We start from the raw sequence: 18,870 nt of genomic DNA on the forward strand, positions 1-18,870 counted from the left end.
TTAACGGGTAACGCGTCATAGTTTAACCATTGCTGCTTTAGCAATCTGTGCGAGGTGCTCTTGTCCGGAATGCATCGAGGGAGTATTTTAATCAAAATGTTCGTACACGAACAAAATTGAGGGCGAAATGAGACTGATTGTAGGAATGACCGGGGCGACCGGCGCACCGCTTGGTGTGTCGCTATTGCTGGCGCTGCGGGAAATGCCGGGGGTAGAAACCCATCTGGTGCTGTCAAAGTGGGCCAAAACCACTATTGAACTGGAGACGCCGTACAGCGTCCGTGATGTGTCGGCGTTGGCCGATTATTGCCACAACCCGGCGGACCAGTCGGCGACCATATCCTCAGGATCGTTTCGTACTGACGGCATGATCATTATCCCCTGCAGTATGAAAACGCTGGCCGGTATTCGAGCAGGCTACGCGGAAGGACTGGTGGGGCGCGCTGCTGATGTGGTGCTGAAAGAAGGGCGCAAGCTGGTTCTGGTTCCGCGTGAAATGCCGCTCAGCACTATTCATCTGGAAAACATGCTCGCACTTTCCCGCATGGGCGTGGCGATGGTCCCGCCGATGCCCGCGTTTTACAACCACCCGCAAACGGTCGATGACATCACTCAGCATATCGTTGCGCGTGTGCTCGATCAGTTTGGTCTGGAGCATCCAAACGCCCGTCGCTGGCAGGGTTTACGGCAGGCGCAGAATTTTTCACAGGAGAATGAATAATGGCATTTGATGATTTGCGCAGCTTTTTACAAGCGCTGGACGACCAGGGACAATTGCTGAAAATCAGTGAAGAAGTCAACGCTGAGCCGGATCTGGCTGCGGCGGCTAACGCGACCGGACGTATTGGTGATGGTGCGCCAGCGCTGTGGTTTGACAATATTCGTGGTTTTACCGACGCCCGCGTGGTGATGAATACCATCGGCTCATGGCAGAATCATGCCATTTCATTAGGCCTGCCGCCAAATACGCCGGTGAAAAAACAAATTGATGAGTTTATTCGCCGTTGGGATAAATTTCCGGTTACACCGGAGCGTCGTGCCAACCCGACGTGGGCTGAAAACTGTGTTGATGGTGAGGAGATCAACCTGTTTGATATTCTGCCGCTGTTTCGTCTGAACGATGGTGACGGCGGTTTCTATCTTGATAAAGCCTGCGTGGTGTCGCGCGATCCGTTGGATCCGGACAACTTCGGCAAACAGAACGTCGGCATTTATCGTATGGAAGTGAAGGGCAAACGCAAGCTTGGCCTGCAGCCGGTGCCGATGCATGATATCGCGCTGCATCTGCATAAAGCTGAAGAGCGCGGTGAAGATCTGCCGATTGCCATCACGCTGGGTAACGATCCGATTATTACCCTGATGGGGGCCACGCCGCTGAAGTACGATCAGTCGGAATACGAAATGGCGGGAGCGCTGCGTGAAAGCCCGTACCCGATCGCTACCGCACCGCTCACCGGCTTTGACGTGCCTTGGGGTTCGGAAGTGATCCTCGAAGGGGTCATTGAAAGCCGTAAGCGTGAAATCGAAGGGCCGTTTGGCGAGTTTACCGGGCACTATTCCGGTGGACGTAATATGACGGTCGTACGTATCGATAAAGTCTCTTATCGCACCAAACCGATTTTTGAATCGCTATATCTGGGGATGCCGTGGACGGAGATTGACTACCTGATGGGGCCGGCAACCTGCGTACCGCTGTATCAACAGCTGAAAGCCGAGTTCCCGGAAGTGCAGGCGGTGAATGCCATGTACACCCACGGTTTGCTGGCGATTATCTCCACCAAAAAACGCTACGGCGGCTTTGCCCGCGCGGTGGGGCTGCGCGCAATGACGACGCCGCATGGCCTGGGGTACGTGAAAATGGTGATTATGGTTGATGAGGATGTTGACCCGTTCAACCTGCCGCAGGTGATGTGGGCGCTGTCTTCGAAGGTCAATCCGGCGGGCGATCTGGTGCAACTGCCAAATATGTCGGTGCTGGAGCTTGATCCGGGTTCCAGTCCGGCGGGGATTACCGACAAGTTAATTATTGATGCCACCACGCCGGTCGCGCCGGATAACCGTGGGCACTACAGCCAGCCGGTATGTGATTTACCGGAAACGAAAGCCTGGGCAGAAAAACTGACCGCCATGCTGGCCAACCGTAAATAAGGAGTAGCAGATGATTTGTCCACGTTGTGCCGATGAACATATTGAAGTGATGGCAAACTCGCCGGTAAAAGGTGTCTGGACGGTATATCAGTGCCAGCATTGTCTGTACACCTGGCGTAATACTGAACCGCTACGTCGTACCAGCCGCGAGCACTACCCGGAGGCGTTTCGTATGACGCAAAAAGATATGGATGATGCACCGATGGTGCCGAGTATTCCACCGCTGCTGGCGGAAGGTAAGCGCTAATACTGAAGGCCCGGGATTCCGGGTCTTTTTTGCGAGCAGACTCGTAACGTATTGATAAATTGATTTGTTACAGCGGCATCGGGAATAGAATAGCGGCGGGTGCTTGAGGCTTTTTGGGCTTTGAGCATTGTCAAGGTCCCGGAAAGACAAAAGCCCCAGGAGATAGTTCTATCAACCTGAGGCTAGCGTACAAACCTGAACAATTTGGATGTTAGTCTCTTCTTTGCAGGGAGGCAAGACATGCTGACAAAATATGCCCTTGTGGCAATTGTAGTGCTGTGTTTCACGGCGCTGGGATTCACGTTAATGGTGCGAGATTCGTTGTGCGAGTTAAGTATTAAAGAACGTGGTATGGAGTTTAAAGCTGTTCTCGCTTACGAACCGAAGAAGTAGCAACAACGCGGGGGAAACCCCGCGTCCTGATAGTCCGGTTTCGTCCTCTTGCACCCATTCTCGCGTTGCCGTAGGCCCGATAAGCAAAGCGCCATCGGGCATTACAACGTTACACCAGACTTTTCAACCGGTAGATCCACTCCAGCGCCTGGCGAGGCGTTAGTGAATCCGGGTCGAGGTTTTCCAGCGCTTCAACGGCGGGCGAGGTTTCTTCAGGCACTGAAAGCAGCGACATCTGTGTACCATCGACCTGGGTCGCGGCAACGTTTGGCGCAATGCTTTCCAGTTCGCGCAGTTTTTGCCGCGCGCGTTTAATAACCTCTTTCGGCACGCCTGCCAGGGCAGCTACTGCCAGACCATAGCTCTTGCTCGCCGCACCATCCTGTACGCTGTGCATGAAGGCGATGGTATCGCCGTGCTCTAACGCATCCAGATGCACATTCGCGACGCCCTCCATTTTTTCCGGTAACTGAGTCAGTTCGAAGTAGTGGGTGGCAAACAACGTTAATGCTTTGATTTTATTGGCCAGGTTTTCCGCGCACGCCCATGCCAGCGACAGGCCGTCGTAGGTGGAGGTGCCGCGTCCAATCTCATCCATCAGTACCAGGCTGTTCTCGGTGGCGTTATGCAGAATGTTGGCGGTTTCGGTCATTTCTACCATAAAGGTAGAACGACCGGATGCCAGATCATCCGCCGCGCCCACGCGGGTAAAGATCCGATCGATCGGGCCTATTTCCACTTTCTGCGCCGGAACGTAGCTGCCGATGTAGGCCAACAGCGCAATCAACGCGGTCTGGCGCATATAGGTACTTTTACCCCCCATATTCGGACCTGTGATGATCAGCATCCGTCGCTGAGGCGAGAGGTTAAGCGGGTTGGCGATAAACGGCTCGGTTAGCACCTGTTCAACCACCGGATGACGTCCCTCAGTAATACGAATGCCGGGTTTATCGGTGAAGGTCGGGCAGGTGTAATTCAGGGTATAAGCGCGTTCTGCAAGGTTGACCAGTACGTCCAGCTCCGCCAGCGCGCTGGCGCTCTGTTGCAAATCAGCCAGGTGCGGCAACAGCATGTCGAACAGCTCATCGTATAGCTGTTTTTCCAGCGCCAGAGCTTTGCCTTTTGACGTCAGAACTTTGTCTTCGTACTCTTTCAGTTCCGGAATAATGTAGCGTTCGGCGTTTTTCAGCGTCTGGCGACGCACATAGTTAATCGGCGCCAGATGACTCTGCCCGCGACTGATCTGAATGTAGTAGCCATGAACGGCGTTAAACCCAACCTTCAGCGTATCCAGACCGGTGCGCTCGCGCTCACGGATTTCCAGTCTGTCCAGATAGTCAGTTGCGCCATCAGCCAGCGCTCGCCATTCGTCCAATTCTTCGTTATAGCCCGGGGCGATGACGCCACCGTCGCGAACCAGCACTGGCGGAGCTTCCACAACAGCGCGTTCCAGCAGTTCACGCAGCTCAGCAAACTCACCCATTTTCTCGCGCAGCATCTGCACGGGGGCACTGTCTACACTTTCCAGTTGCGCGCGCAGTTCCGGTAATTGCTGGAAGGCATGACGCATACGGGCCAGATCGCGCGGACGCGCAGTACGCAGGGCCAAACGCGCCAGGATACGTTCCAGATCGCCGACCTGACGCAGCACGGGTTGCAATTCACTGGTGGAATCCTGTAGTGCGCCGATAGTCTGTTGACGCTCGATAAGGACTCTGGTGTCACGGACCGGCATATGCAGCCAGCGTTTGAGCATACGGCTGCCCATCGGCGTCACGGTGCAGTCGAGTACTGAAGCCAGTGTGTTTTCAACGCCGCCCGCCAGGTTCTGGGTAATTTCCAGATTGCGGCGCGTGGCGGCATCCATAATGATGCTGTCCTGTTGACGTTCCATGGTGATAGAACGAATATGCGGCAGCGAGGTGCGCTGGGTATCTTTTACGTATTGCAGCAGACAGCCAGCAGCACATAATCCGCGCGGGGCGTTTTCCACGCCAAAACCAATCAGATCCCGCGTGCCAAACTGCAAGTTTAGTTGCTGGCGAGCAGTATCGATTTCAAATTCCCATAGTGGACGACGACGCAATCCGCGACGCCCCTCAATCAGTGATGTTTCAGCGAAATCTTCGGCATACAGCAGTTCAGCGGGATTGGTGCGCTGCAATTCTGCGGCCATGGTCTCGCGGTCGGCCGGTTCGCTGACGCGAAAACGCCCGGAGCTGATATCCAGCGTGGCGTAGCCGTAACCTTTACTGTCTTGCCAGATAGCGGCCAGCAGGTTGTCCTGGCGTTCTTGCAACAGCGCTTCATCACTGATGGTGCCAGGCGTGACGATACGCACCACTTTGCGCTCAACCGGGCCTTTGCTGGTTGCCGGATCGCCGATTTGCTCACAAATAGCGACAGATTCCCCCTGATTGACCAGCTTGGCGAGGTAGTTTTCTACCGCATGGTGAGGAATACCCGCCATCGGGATAGGCTCGCCTGCTGATGCGCCGCGTTTGGTCAGGGAGATATCAAGCAGCTGAGACGCGCGTTTCGCATCGTCATAAAACAGTTCGTAAAAGTCGCCCATGCGGTAAAACAACAGTATCTCCGGATGCTGGGCTTTTAGCTTGAGATACTGCTGCATCATTGGGGTGTGAGAGTCTAAGTTTTCTATTGTACTCATCGGTTTGTGATGTCCATTTTCTTAATTTTTAATGAGTTAGTGATTTTTGTGGTTATCATTAGGTTTCACGGTGTCTCATCGAATATCATGAAATCCTACATTTAAATGTAGGTTAAAGTGTAGCTTGCCAACCTATAGCCTGGTAAAATATGGGCACATACAGCGCAACCTACATTTATGTTCATGACTGCATAAGGTGCATGATAACGGAGTCTTTATGGTAGGAAAACAAGAGGGAAAGCCACTTTCGTTTAAAGCGGTAGAAATGATGAAGCCTGGAGACAAAGATAAGGCTGATGTAGGCGAAAATCGTGGCTTACGTGTCTCCTGCGGTGCAACTGGGGTTAAGTCTTTTTTCTACCGTTACACAAGTCCTCTGACTGGCAAGCTTGCTCAGGTTAAAATTGGTAACTTCCCGCAGACTTCTCTCGCCGCTGCACGTCTTAAACTTCACGAATTAAAGCTTCTCCGACAGGAAGGTCGGTGTCCTGCGTCAGAGCTTAAGCAAGATAAGCTCCAGCGTGCGATTGAAGCTGAACAGGCTAAGATCCCTGAATTGACCGTACAGGGATTAGTTGAACTGTATCTTACTGAACGTATTGAGGATCGTAAAACGAAGGACGGGAAGGTCATTCCAGGTGCCAGAAAGCCGAAAGGACAGGCTGAGGTTCGTCGTACTCTCTATGGTGACGCTGTTAAAAGCTTAGGAACCCGGAATGCGGCTGATATTACGCGCCAGGATATCATTAATTTAATCAATGGTATTATAGCTCGAGGTGCAACGGTACAGGCAGGGAATGTACTGAGGGAGCTTTCACTCGCATATGAATTTGCAATTGGCCTTGGGCGCTTTGATGACAGTTTTGCGAATCCAGCGTTGCTAGCAAAATCCAGCTTACGACAGACAAGAATCAAGCTCACAAATGGACGTGGAACACGAGTACTGAGCGAGGACGAGCTCGCTAAATTTCTTAAATGGCTTCCGGGCTCTGCTTATACGCCAACGATCAAAAACGTGTTACGTCTGACTCTCTGGACCGGGTGTCGTACCGGTGAAGTCTGCAATATGGCATGGAAGGATGTTGATCTTGGAAAAGGCACCATTCATCTAAGAGAAACCAAAACAGGCATTGAGCGCTATGTGCAATTGTCCACTCAAGCCATCAACTTTTTGAAGGTTCTGCGGCTTAGCTCTGATACCTATCTTTTCCCTTCTTCTCGCACAAAATTACCTATACAGCAGAAATATCTTACCGAGAATGCCTGGCGTATGCGTGAGCAGGGGCAAATGCTGGATATACCGAGTTGGACGCCTCACGATCTAAGACGGACGGTACGGACAGGGTTATCACGATTACAATGTCCCAATGAAGTAGCAGAGGCCGTTCTTGGGCATACAAAAGGCGGGGTAGAAGGTATTTATAATCTATATAAATATGACGCTGAGTGTGAAAAATGGTTGCAGATATGGGCTGATTATTTAGATAGTCTTCTGGATTGATTGGGTCGCGGTAGTAGTGACATTTCTGCTGACGTAGTGGCGGAATCGCCAATGGTTTAACTGCAGTCCTGCGTGACCAATGCAGTGGTACCAGAACAGGTTATTAAGACACTTGAAATAGTTATTTCTGTAGCATCACTTGCTGATAATATAGTATTCGCGATTAGCCAATGTGTTGTATCCATAGGTTGAACTCACAGGATGAAGCAGACATAGTCAGGCTTGCCCATAGTGTGCAAAAATAAGCTGCCTCTGCTTATTTTTTTTACTTTACCATGTATGCGAACAGTAACTACAGCAAATTTAAAATGAACTATCAGTATTCTTTTGCTGGATAACATGCGTACGTGATACCCTAAAAATAAGGACTAGACAAATGCAAATAAATGTATGATCTTAAGTAGTCATTTACAGCATGACCAAACTGGTTTGAAAGGTTAAGCGTAAATGTGGGATGTTAAAATATTAGCCGTTAAAAAAATACATTTACGGATGCACAAAATGAAATTTAAAAATAAAGTATATGAAGATTTGGTTAAGGATTTAATTAACGATGCCTTTTATATCGAGTCCAGATCAAATAGAGGTAAGATTTCTACAGTTAGACAATATTCAGAAGTTGTCATACGGAAATTACTAGACATTCCTCAAGGTACGCAAGTTACGCTCGGTGATTTTGAGGTCATCAAGGCGTTAAAGGTTGCAAGTTCAAATGATAAGCTTTTAATGAAAGCCGTAAGAAAACTGCAGAAACTCGGAAATAAATGCACTCATACGGAAAACCCATCACCTATTTCTGATTGTGATGTAGACTCTGCAATTAACGCATTGTTTAATTTATATGCTGGCTTGTTTGTATTGTACTTCAAAAAATATAAATTTGGTTCCAGTAATGAAGTTGTAAGAGCCTTTTCTATACTTCCTCCGATTATTAGATGTATTGTTCTCGAAAATCTATATGAAAATGACAAGAGCAATCTGTTAGTTATTGATAAGTTATGTTTAGTACTGCTTAAAGCGTATGACAAAAATGATGCTTTGAATTGGCTAAATCAAAGAAAATGTGAGTTATCTAGCACGTTACCATATACACCTGAAGCTATTGCTGATATTGAATCTGTTCATGGAAAACTACAGGCGGAGTTAGTTGTAGCAAATGCTCCTGCTAATATGTACATTTGTTGCTTGGAACGTATAGAAGAAGTATCCTCAATTCTTGAGCAGCAAGGGTTGCTTTACAATAACTTTGAGCAAGCAAAACAACTTTATTTAGATGTTGGAGTTCTCGATCAGGACAGTTCTGAGAATACGGAGTTCAATGACATAATGGAGTTTGTTTACCTTGGGCGAAAAGTAGAAGAAAACGATAAGCTTAAAAATAAGCATTTATACAATGTTACGTTTTAAAATAAAAAATGGTTTACAAGGCATTCATCGGTTATTCCGGTGAATGCGGCCTTCTAATGTTAACTCTTCGCTCATAGCCGACGGTTTGAAATAATCGAGTCCTGCAGGAGGACACATTGCCAGATAAACTAATGCAGATTGGTCTTGCCAGCTTAAGTTAGGCTTGGTTGCTCACCCCTTTTTTCTGACAAGCATGTCAATCATCACGGGATAAATCCGGTCGCATTTGGTCCCGCGATTCTTTACCGCGAAACTCCACCCCTCGTCCATCGCCGCAGCAACCTCTGTTGTTGAGGCTATGGGCTAATCGCTCACGGTGTCGTAGACTTTACTGATAGCCTTGTTCTTATCCATGCCGGTGCGTTGCTGCTGGCACATTCTGACCATTACTTCTGCGGCCTGAGCAGGCTGGCTTGCCGGGTAAGCAGCCAGCGCCGGGGCGGATGTCGTTGTGATGAGCAGTGCGGTAATAATATGCTTCTTTATTGTGTTACCCCTCATTGAACCTGAATGCCCTGAACCGGGCTATTCTCCCATGTCATCGGTCGGTCTTCCGGAATTGCCGGAGCACTGTTAGTGGCCGGTTTATCAACAACAGGTTTTGCGCTGGCGGGAAGGTCATCCGGTGAAATAACACGGGTTTTCACACCCAGTTTCCCACCAACAACGGCGTTCATCTGGTCGCACAGGGTTTTTATCTGGAGCCGGATACCGCTCTGGTTTATTCCTTTGCTTTTGAATTGCTGCTCAAGAATAAAGCGGTCCTGAAGGGAATGGTAATAGTTAATATTGTCCTTCGTTAATGTCATGATATTGCCGGTATTATCCTGATAGCGATTGCTGCGGATAAGTTTGTCCAGTGCGGTTAAGGACTCATCGCCAGTGTAACCATACTGGTGGCAGGTATTCAGGGTGGCATAAGCCTCATACAGCCCTTGCAAATTTTCTGCGGGGAGTGTTTTTGCCCCGGCACAACCTGAAAATGCCAGAAGCAACATGGCAGTGGTTTTCTTCATCTTCGGTGGTCTCCTTTCATTGACGTTTCATCATCCGTCATGCGCGTTACAGTTAACGGATGCGGATATTTCTGGTGATTTTTCCATGTGTTAGAGGACTGCGTTTTTCCACAAAGAAATACGCGACATTGAACGCGGATTTGCGATGGTTGCCCCGGCCCAGAGAAGGCCAGCTCCTGAAGGACTCAATTTGTTTTTCGGTATAGGGCGTGTCAGAAAAATCGAACAGTACCAGCAGGGCTTTGCCGTCATACTTCATCAGTTTCTTCACCTCCGTGCTGTTGACGGAGGCTGACAGTGTTGAACGGGCAGCTCCCGGCTTACGGACGGCGAACTCTACAGCCACATCGTCAATGACGAAATCAATGTAGCCATGCCCGGACAAACTGCCCGGTAGTTTTCCCCTAACCTCAGGTGAGAGGCTGTCAGCAAACCAGCCCAGTAGGTAGCAACGCACCAGTGGTAATAGCTCCCGCTCATTGCATTCGTTAAGGCGCAGGGTTTTGACAAACGCTTTCCGGTAAAGGGAACTAAAAAGGTACTCAAAGCATTCCGTTACTTCGGTAATAGTGGTCGCCACTCTACGCTCCCTTCAGCTTTCCTTTTTGACAGACCTGCCTGCGTAGCGCTCAGGCCAGATGGTTTCGGGCGTGGTATCCAGTGCCTCAGCAATAATCTTTTCTGCCCGGGGATAGTGACGCTCAAAAGCGTTACTCAGCGTCCTTGAGGCCAGCCCGTGATGCCGGGAGAGAGCAGACAGGGAAAGTCCCCGCTTGTGCAGGGCGGCGACAATATCTGCCCGGTGCCAGTTAACAGCACTTCCCTTACTTCGCTTTTTTTGCGAATCTGTTGAGTTACTCAATGTATTCACTCCGGGTTGTTAGTACTGGAGATATTAAAAGCGAACAAAAGGAAGTTATCAAGTTCCTTTTGTGGTTATTTGCGCTCATTTAACTAACGCTTTGATAAGAGGTGAAATTTTTATGGGCAGTGAACAGATGACTGACCCCTGCGTTACCGGAATGGCGGAGAGTGGGGAGTGGCTTACAGCAGAGCAGTTTGCCGGAATGGAAGGGATGCCGGGCACAGCGAAAGGGGCGCGATTACGTCTGGAAAAGCTCACTGCCCTTCATCCGGAAATCCGCCGCAAACGCACCAGTGGGAAGGGGTTCCTGTACCATATCAGCGCGGCAGGGATGGCACTGAAAAGTGAGCGGGATGCGGCAGATACCTCAGCAGACGAGCAGCTCAACCTCTGGATACAGCTGTTTCGCACAATGAAACCGGCCTCCAGGGATAAACTTTTGCAGCAGGCTCTGACTCAGGTTGCGAGGGACCTGACTGAAGGAGACGTTAACCAGTAACAAGTGATAGATACCCTGGTTGCGCTGGATAAGTGATAATAGGAATCATTTGCGATAACTGTTTGATTTTGCTATAATTAATACAGTGGCAGCCATTGCGTACTCAGCCACTGTATTAATCCATCCTGGCTTGTTCACAGCCTCACTTTTCCTGGAAAAGCAACAATGACACTTCCCCGAGACGTTCATGCGTCCCGTCAGGGCCAGCATGACTATTTATGTGGCATCTACAGTCTGATTAACACCCTCAGTTACCTTTATGACGGTAGAGTACGGCGGGAAAAATTAATGTACCGTCTGCTAAGCAGCTATAAGCGACGATGGGATTTATTTGATCTCCTGACGCTCGGACTGGACGAAGAGCAAATGGACCACCTGATTGGTGATGTTCTCCTGAAAGGGCATTACGCCCGGCATTATCCCCTGAATTTTCATACCCCCTTCCGTTACCGCTCCCTGCGCAGCCGACAGATACTCAGCGACATCAGCGACTGGCTGGCGTTGCCGGAGAACCAGGCGCAGCGCGTGGTGATTCTGGGCACATCCTGGCACTGGTCTGTGGTAGTCCGTACCGATGCCACCCGGCTGTTCCTGTTTGACAGCTTGGGAATACGCAGCCAGCGCAGGGATACGTTCTCCGTACAGCCGGAGCTGAAGCGCCACACGCTGCTGCCGGACGCCATCTATTTCGTCGAACGTGAGTTCTGACCCCTGCAGAAGGAGACTGACCATGGCTTTTACCGCCTGCGACCAGAGCGGTCTTTACCGGACCACCGGGCCGGTGTCCCGCGAGGATATTATCTGCTTTGCCCATACGCTGCTCTCCCGCCAGTTTCGCAATCGCCGAAAAATTACGTCCTCTTATGATGTTCACCAGTGGCTGGTGCTGAAGCTGGCAGAGGACACCCGGGAGAGCTTCGGAATGATACTGCTCTCGCAGCAGCACCATCTTCTGGGCTACCACACCCTGTTCACCGGGACGCTGAACCAGACCATGGTGTACCCCCGCGAAATTGTCGCTCTGGCGCTGACGCATCATGCAGCCGCAGTGATACTGGTCCATAACCACCCAAGCGGTGAACCTGAGCCGAGCCAGGCCGATAAACTCATTACCCAAAAAATTACCGATGCGCTTTCACTCCTTGATATCCGCGTCGTGGACCACCTTATTGTGGGTGGTGATGATGCATACTCTTTTGCAGAGCATGGCCTGCTTTGAATTACCTGGTTTAATACACATTATCCACGCTAAGACACGTCCGCTTTATCCCTTCACGTTTTTTTAAACTGTAAATACTGAGGTTTTACCCATGAACATCAATGCCGTTATTCAGCCGGCAGGCTTTGTGCTGCCTGTCAGTCTGCAGTTGTTCGACATGCTGATGGCAGAGGCGAGAGAAATACCCGCTCACAAGCATCGCGTCACCGCCGTTACACTCAACTTCCGGGACCCGGACTACAGCGCGGAGCGGGGCGGTTATCACCCGGTGGAAATCCGGCTGGTTCACCAGGGGGACGAGTGGTGCCTGGACTATGCCACCGATTTTGGCTACGTCGGCACGGTCTACCCGGAACTGGAGAAAATCATCGATATCAGTTGGTCGCAGGGCTACGTCTGGCACTGGCGGACAGGGGATTTGTCCCCGTCTGACGCGCGGGCGCTCTACACCTTGTGGGAGCGCAACTTCCTGAGCTATCACGCCAGTGGGGTCTACACCACCCGTGTGCTGTGGGAAAGCTGAACCACTGAGCTGTCGGGCGCACCGGTAAACATCCGTTCTCCCTTCTGGCGGGCGGATTTCCATAAGCGCGGATCGGGTTGCCGTTCATGTTCGCGCCTTCTTTTCAATACCATTCACATTACCTACGAGAATACTGTCATGAAAAAACAACCTGTCTCACCGACACGGGTGACATCGTGCTGCCTGTCGCCCGCTGATGTCTGGCGTACCCTGCTGACTCACCTGCTGGCACAGCACTACGGGCTTGCCCTCAACGATACGCCGTTTGGTGAGGAAGGCACCATTCAGGCGCATATTGACGCTGGTGTTTCCATGATGGAAGCCCTGAATACCGTCGTTGAGAAGTATGACCTGGTACGCACAGATCGGGGCCATGCGGGCTTTCACCCTGACTCCTCATTGATTACTGCTATTGATGTTCTCCGGGCGCGAAAAGCCACCGGGCTCCTGAAGCGGGAAACGTATCAGGTCGTCAGTTACATCACGCAGGGGCGCAGGCCCGGCCCGGACAGCTCAGTACCAGCAAGCCCCTCCACGCCGTTGCCATTGCTACCATCGGACACATTCACCCGACAGGACGCGGAGTCCATTATGGCGGCGTATGACCGTGTGGCTATTGAGGATGACCAGCATACCCATTTCCGTCTGGCAATACGCGATGCTGAAGGTCAGCTTATCTGGCGGGCATGGAACTTTGAGTCAGGAGCCGGGCAGGGGCTTAACCACTATCTGCAACGTTATGGTGTGAAAAAGTGACCACACAGGGCTGAATGGCATCACCAGATGAATTGACGGCTTCCCCGGTCTGCATGGCCGGGATACTCCATTTTTAAGTATTGAGGATGATGTTATGACCTCGAACCGCAAGGGCAGGCGTGCGGAAACTGTGCGCCAAAAAAACGTCCCCACCATCAACCCGGCACAGCTTTGGCTGGCAGGTCTGACGCCTGCCGGGCGCAAGGGGATGCAAAGCCAGCTTCGGCGCTGTGCCGGTATCCTGCTTCCGGGCTCGGATACCAACAGCTATCCCTGGCAGATGCTGAACTACACGGGGGTGATGCTGGTCCGTGCGCACATGCTGGATGCTGGCTATGCTGTTGCTACCGTGAACATGGCACTGTCGGCGCTGAAATCGGTTGCCATGAGCGCGTTCAGTATGGGTCTGATGGATGCTGACACGCTTGCGCGCATACGCAACGTTAGGCGGGTCAGTGGTGACGGTTGTAGGCTGGGGCGTGCGCTGGCCCGCCATGAAATTCGGTCAATGCTGGCGGCGGCAGCGACGTTCTCCGCTGTGCGCTGTCAGCGCGAACGGGCCATTTTGTTGCTTCTGTGTGGTGCCGGGCTGCGAGCGGGTGAGCTGGTTGCCCTCAATGCGGAGGATATTGACGTTGCCGCAGGGATTGTCTGGGTCAGGGAGGGGAAAGGGCGCAAAAGTCGTGATATTCACCTTGCCGCGAAGGTATGCACGCAACTGCGCCGCTGGCTGAAGTGCCGTGGAGACCATGAAGGGCCGTTGTTCAGTCGTATCAGCCGGGCAGACCGGCCAGGGCCACACAGGCTTACCACGACTGGATTGACGGGGCTGTTAGCACAGCTACGCGAGGCCGCTGGCGTGAACTATTTCACCCCGCACGACCTCAGACGAACGTTCATCACACAGTTGCTGGAGCAGGGAGCCGACCTCAACGTGGTACGCCAGCTTGCGGGGCATGCCGATATCGCCACAACCACCCGATATGACTACAGAGGCCGGGGTACGCAGGACAGAGCCTCTAGGGCTTTCTGTTGCTGGTAAATCATCATGGGGTGGGGGATGGCCTTCGTCACCTGCTGATTAAATTCACCAGAGGGTCCCGGAGATATTTTTGATGCCCCAAAGGCACGTCCAGGGCGGGCTCAGTGCAATGGGGTGGCCGGGGAAATACGACCAACTCACCACCCCTGATGAATGACACTATCGTACTCCCCCGCGTGGGGGGATAACGTGGCAGCATACTTTTCCTCAAAGTGGGTACAGCATATGCCTGTAATCAAGACGACGCCATAGTCTCACTTGTCAGCACTTCCTTAGCCAGACAGAATTGTTCTTTATCAGGCGTTCCCGACGCGCCGCTTTGTGGGGTTGGCGGGGCGCTGGACGCCATCCAGTTTTTCCATTATCCGTATCAGGCTTCGATAGTTTGTTAGCAGCGCTAGGCTTGTGCTTGACCACTTTACGTTCTTCTTTGGTTGTCCGCGGCTGATGGACTGTGGGGAGGGGTATTTCTTGCGCAACATTTCGATAGTTTCATCCACTGAGTGAGTTCCACGTAATTGATGAAATTCCAGATATAGTTTTTTCAGCAGTTTCGCTTCTTTCGACACGGGTTCGTATACATAGTCTATGTAGACCATGTTGATCACATCACTCAGCGCTTTCCGGTATACGTTCCCCATGCCTTTCTTCAGCGTTGAGTAATCCTCGCCATCGAGCCAGTTGGTTATTTCCAGCAATCGCGCCAGGCTGTCTTCATGTAGGTTGGTTTCAAACCGCTTTCCATATTTCTCCTCCAGCCCTTCCCGGCTTTTCTGCTTAGGCGTCTTGGGCTCCGCCTCACCCATATTTTCTTCGTTTTTTCCCATAACTCATACCTCACTTTCGGATTGCCACTATCAGAGGTCTTTTTGGACCGTCATAAATCAATGACGGTCATTCTACACCGAAGAATGACCGTCCAAAAGTGGGCCGCGAACACTTTGACCGGCGATCGCCATGAATAATCGGCCGAAATCAACTTTGTAAAGGGAGGGCTGGCCGCCCGCTGGGGGTGGATAGATGGAGTTAAAAGTATGAATAACTGCAGGCTGCTCGATATCAAGACAGTGCTCGGGATGTACCCAGTATCACGCGCAACGCTATATCGCCAGATCAAGGCGGGGCTCTTTCCGGAGCCTGTACGCATCGGTACCCGTCGGGTGGCATGGCGTATGGAGGATATCCACGCGCATATCAGTGGGCTGCCCAATGTTGAGCTGGCTGAAGCAGCTCGTCTGTAAGCCTCATATAGCCCCTCGTACAGGGGGTCATTCACCATAGTCAGTAGCAACCTCTACGGATAGCTGCTGCCCATGAATGGCCGTGAGGCTAAGGGAACTGGCGATGATTACAGTTAATCGTGAGCGTGTGGACAATCTCTCCGGGTCTGTATACCTGGGGCGAAATACTGACGGCAATAGGTGCTATGGGCGAATTGATAAACTCGCCTGGGTAATGGATTTGTCTGATGATAGCGAGAATGCAGTGCTGAGCGGGCGTCTGGCTGGGCTGCGAGCGGGAGGAAACTATATCGTGCGGTGCCGCCCTGCCGGTAAAGGGGAGTGTTCTGGCCTCTATCGATCCGTGGTGGAGATCCGTCTCAAGAGCAAATCCAGTCATCATCCGCTGATGCTGGTCATTTACTTTGCGCCGACGAATACGGTGCGGGGCTCAGTGCGTATGGAAATGAGTCCTCAGCACTATTCAGCAGAGCAGATCACCGGACTGTTCATCTGGCTTGGGCGTAAGGGACGTCTGGGGAAGTACCTGTACAGGGGGTTGCGCCAGGCATGGGTGACGTCCATTCACTACGCACTGGATGTAAAGGGAATGAAACTTCATGACTACCTGATTGGTCTGGCAAAGGTTCATGATGGTGAGTTTTACGATTTGTATGGTGAACACGAAGGGTTGCGTCTGGGCTCTGCCACGCTGGTAGCCTCTGTCTACGCCAAGGTCCATTCTCCGTCGTTGAGCGTGGAGGAGCGCTATGCATCTCCAAAGATTACGCTGGAGGAGGCACAATTCGAGCGTTTTTTACGTCTGGAACTTCGCCTGCAGCCGGGGCGTCAGCAACTGAAGCTGAGTCAGATGACGAGTATGGCCAGTCTGGTCAGCAGGCTGATGTTCTGGCGTCGGGAGGTACTCCAGGATCGTTGGCTGGATCCGGATTTTGCGCAGCGGCTGGTGTTAATGTCAGTACCACGCGCACGGGCCACATTTGAACCCGCGACGAGTCTGAATGGTCGACTTGTCAGTACGGCTCCAAAGGCCGCCAGGAAACGCGTGGACAAGGTCATGGCTAATTACCGGGTGGCATTGTTTGATTCTGCGGCTATCTGGGACCAGTTGCCGGTCATTCTCGCAAAACTCGGGCTTCTCGCGCAGCCTCAGTACTGGATTTACCGTAATCGCGTGAAGTGGCGAGGGAGCCGCTGAAGATAAGCCAGAAGTATATCAGAGGGGGTGTGATGCCACCCTCGTCTGTTGGCGACCAAAAAAAGGGCTCCCCCTGATATATTCTGTGAGGCACGCCTCATCACAGCTGAACAGGGGGTATGGCTATAGTATGGTGTATACAGTATATACCAGTACCAGTCTGTTCTTCCTCTAGAACCCTCAATGAGATTGCGACAAGCCACAAGGCATTGTTTTGAGGAAAATTCAGATCCTGAGATAGCCCCCCAAAAAGTGCAGCCAGCCTGAGTCACATCACTCAGCGCAACCGTAATTCACTGTGCAAATGTACAGCCTGTAAACAGGCAGCATGTTCATAAAACGGAGCACAGTGAAATGAAAGCCTACTGCACACAAAACAATATTCTCGTCACGGAAAGCACGATGAATGCTTTCAGCGAGGCTATTTTTAGCGTCCCATTCGACGACGCATGTGACGGGCGATGCAAGCCAACGTGGTATATGTCCATTGCTATTTTTTTGCAGCATCTTATTTGCAGCGCCACTGCGAGCCGTAACACGCGTAAGCGGTCGCAATTTAAGGGGAACCGACTATGGACCTGTTCAGTTCCGTTTCCTTATGCACTGGGAGAAAAAGTGGCTCCGGCAGTATTCAGACGCTCAAGAGAGCTACCGTTTGAAAGAGCGCTGGAAAAGCTAGAGGAAGTAGGGTTTATCAGAATCATTACACACGATGTTATACGTCACAAATGCCGGGAATTTGCGCTTTCTCGGCGGTTTCTCGACGTGCTGTTTCCCGGGGACAGAACTGCTTATCTCAACCTGGAAGATCGGTATGGCTATCTGACCGATGTTTACCGCAGACGTATGGGACCGATGACGCTGGAAGAACGGCTTGCTCAGGCCATGTTACGAAAGTGCAAAGTCAGGCATTTAACGTCAACCCGGAATATACCTGATAAGGCCTTTCGTGAGCGGGTTGCAGCGGTGTATGACCGGCTTGAAGCGTTGCCGGTTAACATCGATGCGCTGAGGATGTACTGTAACGAGCAACCATCCACTGTGAACAGGGTTTATTATCACAATTTTATCAGCCATCTTTGTGAAGCCGGTGTTGACGTTATCAGCCTGAGTCCGTTAATCGTCTCATATCGGCAGGTATATCGTACGGCTAGGCTGGGCGGGCGTTCGTTTGAGGTGGGGAAGGGGTTTCAGTATCTGCCAAAAGGCATGAAATGGGCATGTCTGGGGCAGGGCTATAACTACGATATAAAAAGCAGCCAGCTTGAGATACTGCGTCATGAGCTGCAGCGTATCGGATTATCCGATAAAAACCTGAAGCGGCTGGAAACGGATTACATTACAAAGAAACTGGGCGTCACCACGGATGAGGTAAAACAATTCAGGTTTGCCGCTATTTTTAGCGCCGGTTCGGTCAGCCTATCGGTGAAAAGTGGAGTAAGGAAGAGGCTGAATAAAGTTCTGGGCGATAAGAAGGCAGAAAAAGTGCTCAAACGCTGGAAAAAATTGATGCAACCGCTGCGGGAAGATCTGAAGAGGCTGACCGACGATTATTTGGCGACGGGAACCACAAATCGATACGGGCTTAGCGTGAAAAATGCTGTGGGGCAGAATTTTAACTGTAGCTGGAAGAATTTCAGCGCCAGACAGGCATGGCAGCCAGCGCAGATGCGCCGAAAGCTACTTGCGCACATGTTACAGGGGCTGGAAAGCCAGGCTGTGTACGATTACGTTGCCATCCATAAGGGCGTTTGCGCACTGGAGCACGATGGGTTTGTTTCATATGAAGAGGTCACTGACTGGTCCCATCCATATCTTTTGATTGAGAAAAAGCATTGAAGCAAGTTATACATTATCTAAATCTGAGAGCTCATAGACAGGGCTGTTGCCCGGTTAAATTATTGTATCTTTTCATTATGTTATAGTGTATTCTCATTTAAAGTGAGCGCAACTATATCCTGAGTTAATTGAAAATATGAAGCAAGAAACGATCGTTCAAAAAATTTGGAGTCTCTGCAACATACTAAGAGGTGATGGTATCACCTATTATCAGTATGTTTCTGAACTAAGGAAGGTGCGAATAAGCGGGGAAATTCTTCTCGGCTGACTCAGTCATTTCATTTCTTCATGTTTGAGCCGATTTT

21 protein-coding genes and 1 pseudogene are annotated in these 18,870 nt (G+C 51.2%); 16 read left to right on the forward strand and 6 right to left on the reverse strand.

All coding sequences use genetic code 11. From position 1 onward, the window contains the following. Positions 1-127 precede the first annotated feature (127 nt). From OGX67_RS13080 to OGX67_RS13095, 4 genes are all read left to right on the forward strand, one after another. Positions 128-721 (forward strand): non-oxidative hydroxyarylic acid decarboxylases subunit B, encoded by a 594-nt coding sequence (locus OGX67_RS13080; protein WP_003034196.1) that lies wholly within the window; start codon positions 128-130, stop codon positions 719-721. After that, positions 721-2,148 carry a non-oxidative hydroxyarylic acid decarboxylases subunit C gene (locus OGX67_RS13085; RefSeq protein WP_032949915.1) on the forward strand — a complete coding sequence of 476 codons (1,428 nt, stop codon included), beginning with the start codon at positions 721-723 and terminating at the stop codon, positions 2,146-2,148. Before OGX67_RS13080 ends, OGX67_RS13085 begins: the two co-directional genes overlap by 1 nt. Before the next feature lie 10 nt (positions 2,149-2,158). Continuing rightward, on the forward strand, positions 2,159-2,395 hold the full coding sequence (locus OGX67_RS13090; protein ID WP_003840317.1) for a non-oxidative hydroxyarylic acid decarboxylases subunit D: 237 nt from the start codon (positions 2,159-2,161) through the stop codon (positions 2,393-2,395). Positions 2,396-2,635: 240 nt separating this feature from the next. Further along, the gene (locus tag OGX67_RS13095) at positions 2,636-2,788 is read left to right on the forward strand and encodes a Hok/Gef family protein (RefSeq protein WP_003034202.1); all 153 of its coding nucleotides are present in this window, start codon (positions 2,636-2,638) and stop codon (positions 2,786-2,788) included. Between the two features lie 109 nt (positions 2,789-2,897). Here the strand turns inward: OGX67_RS13095 and mutS are convergent, their stop codons facing one another. Continuing rightward, on the reverse strand, positions 2,898-5,459 hold the full coding sequence (gene mutS / locus OGX67_RS13100; protein WP_286526610.1) for a DNA mismatch repair protein MutS: 2,562 nt from the start codon (positions 5,457-5,459) through the stop codon (positions 2,898-2,900). Positions 5,460-5,676: 217 nt separating this feature from the next. Between mutS and OGX67_RS13105 the strand changes: the two genes are divergently transcribed. Continuing rightward, the gene (locus tag OGX67_RS13105) at positions 5,677-6,960 is read left to right on the forward strand and encodes a tyrosine-type recombinase/integrase (protein ID WP_136374388.1); all 1,284 of its coding nucleotides are present in this window, start codon (positions 5,677-5,679) and stop codon (positions 6,958-6,960) included. 447 nt (positions 6,961-7,407) lie between these two features. Next, positions 7,408-8,367, forward strand: a complete 960-nt coding sequence (locus OGX67_RS13110; protein WP_286526613.1) for a hypothetical protein — start codon at positions 7,408-7,410, stop codon at positions 8,365-8,367. Between the two features lie 303 nt (positions 8,368-8,670). Here the strand turns inward: OGX67_RS13110 and OGX67_RS13115 are convergent, their stop codons facing one another. The 4 genes from OGX67_RS13115 to OGX67_RS13130 are packed head-to-tail and all read right to left on the reverse strand — an operon-like array spanning position 8,671 to position 10,245. Continuing rightward, positions 8,671-8,868: a hypothetical protein gene (locus OGX67_RS13115; protein WP_247652402.1), complete on the reverse strand. Its 198-nt coding sequence runs from the start codon at positions 8,866-8,868 to the stop codon at positions 8,671-8,673. Then, the gene (locus OGX67_RS13120) at positions 8,865-9,383 is read right to left on the reverse strand and encodes a hypothetical protein (protein WP_136374386.1); all 519 of its coding nucleotides are present in this window, start codon (positions 9,381-9,383) and stop codon (positions 8,865-8,867) included. Before OGX67_RS13120 ends, OGX67_RS13115 begins: the two co-directional genes overlap by 4 nt. Before the next feature lie 52 nt (positions 9,384-9,435). Then, complete coding sequence (locus tag OGX67_RS13125) at positions 9,436-9,963, reverse strand: hypothetical protein (protein WP_136374385.1); 528 nt, start codon at positions 9,961-9,963, stop codon at positions 9,436-9,438. A 12-nt stretch (positions 9,964-9,975) separates the two neighbouring features. Continuing rightward, positions 9,976-10,245 carry a helix-turn-helix domain-containing protein gene (locus OGX67_RS13130; RefSeq protein ID WP_071886589.1) on the reverse strand — a complete coding sequence of 90 codons (270 nt, stop codon included), beginning with the start codon at positions 10,243-10,245 and terminating at the stop codon, positions 9,976-9,978. Positions 10,246-10,366: 121 nt separating this feature from the next. Here OGX67_RS13130 and OGX67_RS13135 point away from each other — a divergent pair, with 121 nt between their 5' ends. The 7 genes and pseudogenes from OGX67_RS13135 (at position 10,367) to OGX67_RS13165 (ending at position 14,287) form a co-directional block, all read left to right on the forward strand. Then, the gene (locus OGX67_RS13135; RefSeq protein WP_136374384.1) at positions 10,367-10,747 is read left to right on the forward strand and encodes a hypothetical protein; all 381 of its coding nucleotides are present in this window, start codon (positions 10,367-10,369) and stop codon (positions 10,745-10,747) included. Between the two features lie 165 nt (positions 10,748-10,912). Then, complete coding sequence (locus OGX67_RS13140; RefSeq protein WP_058691036.1) at positions 10,913-11,455, forward strand: hypothetical protein; 543 nt, start codon at positions 10,913-10,915, stop codon at positions 11,453-11,455. A gap of 22 nt (positions 11,456-11,477) precedes the next feature. Then, on the forward strand, positions 11,478-11,966 hold the full coding sequence (locus OGX67_RS13145; RefSeq protein ID WP_136374383.1) for a JAB domain-containing protein: 489 nt from the start codon (positions 11,478-11,480) through the stop codon (positions 11,964-11,966). 91 nt (positions 11,967-12,057) lie between these two features. After that, positions 12,058-12,489, forward strand: a complete 432-nt coding sequence (locus OGX67_RS13150) for a DUF2787 family protein (RefSeq protein ID WP_136374382.1) — start codon at positions 12,058-12,060, stop codon at positions 12,487-12,489. A 138-nt stretch (positions 12,490-12,627) separates the two neighbouring features. Beyond that, positions 12,628-12,990 (forward strand): annotated as a pseudogene (locus OGX67_RS13155) (TA system toxin CbtA family protein); the annotation flags it as partial. Between the two features lie 45 nt (positions 12,991-13,035). Continuing rightward, entirely contained in the window at positions 13,036-13,245 is a 210-nt protein-coding gene (locus OGX67_RS13160; RefSeq protein WP_262817501.1) for a DUF905 family protein, read from the forward strand. A 94-nt stretch (positions 13,246-13,339) separates the two neighbouring features. Further along, entirely contained in the window at positions 13,340-14,287 is a 948-nt protein-coding gene (locus OGX67_RS13165) for a tyrosine-type recombinase/integrase (protein ID WP_136374380.1), read from the forward strand. A 296-nt stretch (positions 14,288-14,583) separates the two neighbouring features. Here the strand turns inward: OGX67_RS13165 and OGX67_RS13170 are convergent, their stop codons facing one another. Next, positions 14,584-15,114 carry a hypothetical protein gene (locus OGX67_RS13170; RefSeq protein ID WP_262817493.1) on the reverse strand — a complete coding sequence of 177 codons (531 nt, stop codon included), beginning with the start codon at positions 15,112-15,114 and terminating at the stop codon, positions 14,584-14,586. Between the two features lie 207 nt (positions 15,115-15,321). Between OGX67_RS13170 and OGX67_RS13175 the strand changes: the two genes are divergently transcribed. The 3 genes from OGX67_RS13175 (at position 15,322) to OGX67_RS13185 (ending at position 18,565) form a co-directional block, all read left to right on the forward strand. After that, on the forward strand, positions 15,322-15,528 hold the full coding sequence (locus OGX67_RS13175) for a helix-turn-helix transcriptional regulator (RefSeq protein WP_136374378.1): 207 nt from the start codon (positions 15,322-15,324) through the stop codon (positions 15,526-15,528). Positions 15,529-15,631: 103 nt separating this feature from the next. Continuing rightward, on the forward strand, positions 15,632-16,726 hold the full coding sequence (locus OGX67_RS13180; RefSeq protein WP_136374377.1) for a hypothetical protein: 1,095 nt from the start codon (positions 15,632-15,634) through the stop codon (positions 16,724-16,726). A 354-nt stretch (positions 16,727-17,080) separates the two neighbouring features. Then, positions 17,081-18,565 carry a hypothetical protein gene (locus OGX67_RS13185; RefSeq protein ID WP_136374376.1) on the forward strand — a complete coding sequence of 495 codons (1,485 nt, stop codon included), beginning with the start codon at positions 17,081-17,083 and terminating at the stop codon, positions 18,563-18,565. Positions 18,566-18,870: the final 305 nt, after the last annotated feature.

It is taken from the genome of Citrobacter sp. Cf118 (genome assembly GCF_030334095.1).
In the GTDB taxonomy this organism is placed as follows: Bacteria; Pseudomonadota; Gammaproteobacteria; order Enterobacterales; family Enterobacteriaceae; genus Citrobacter; species Citrobacter freundii.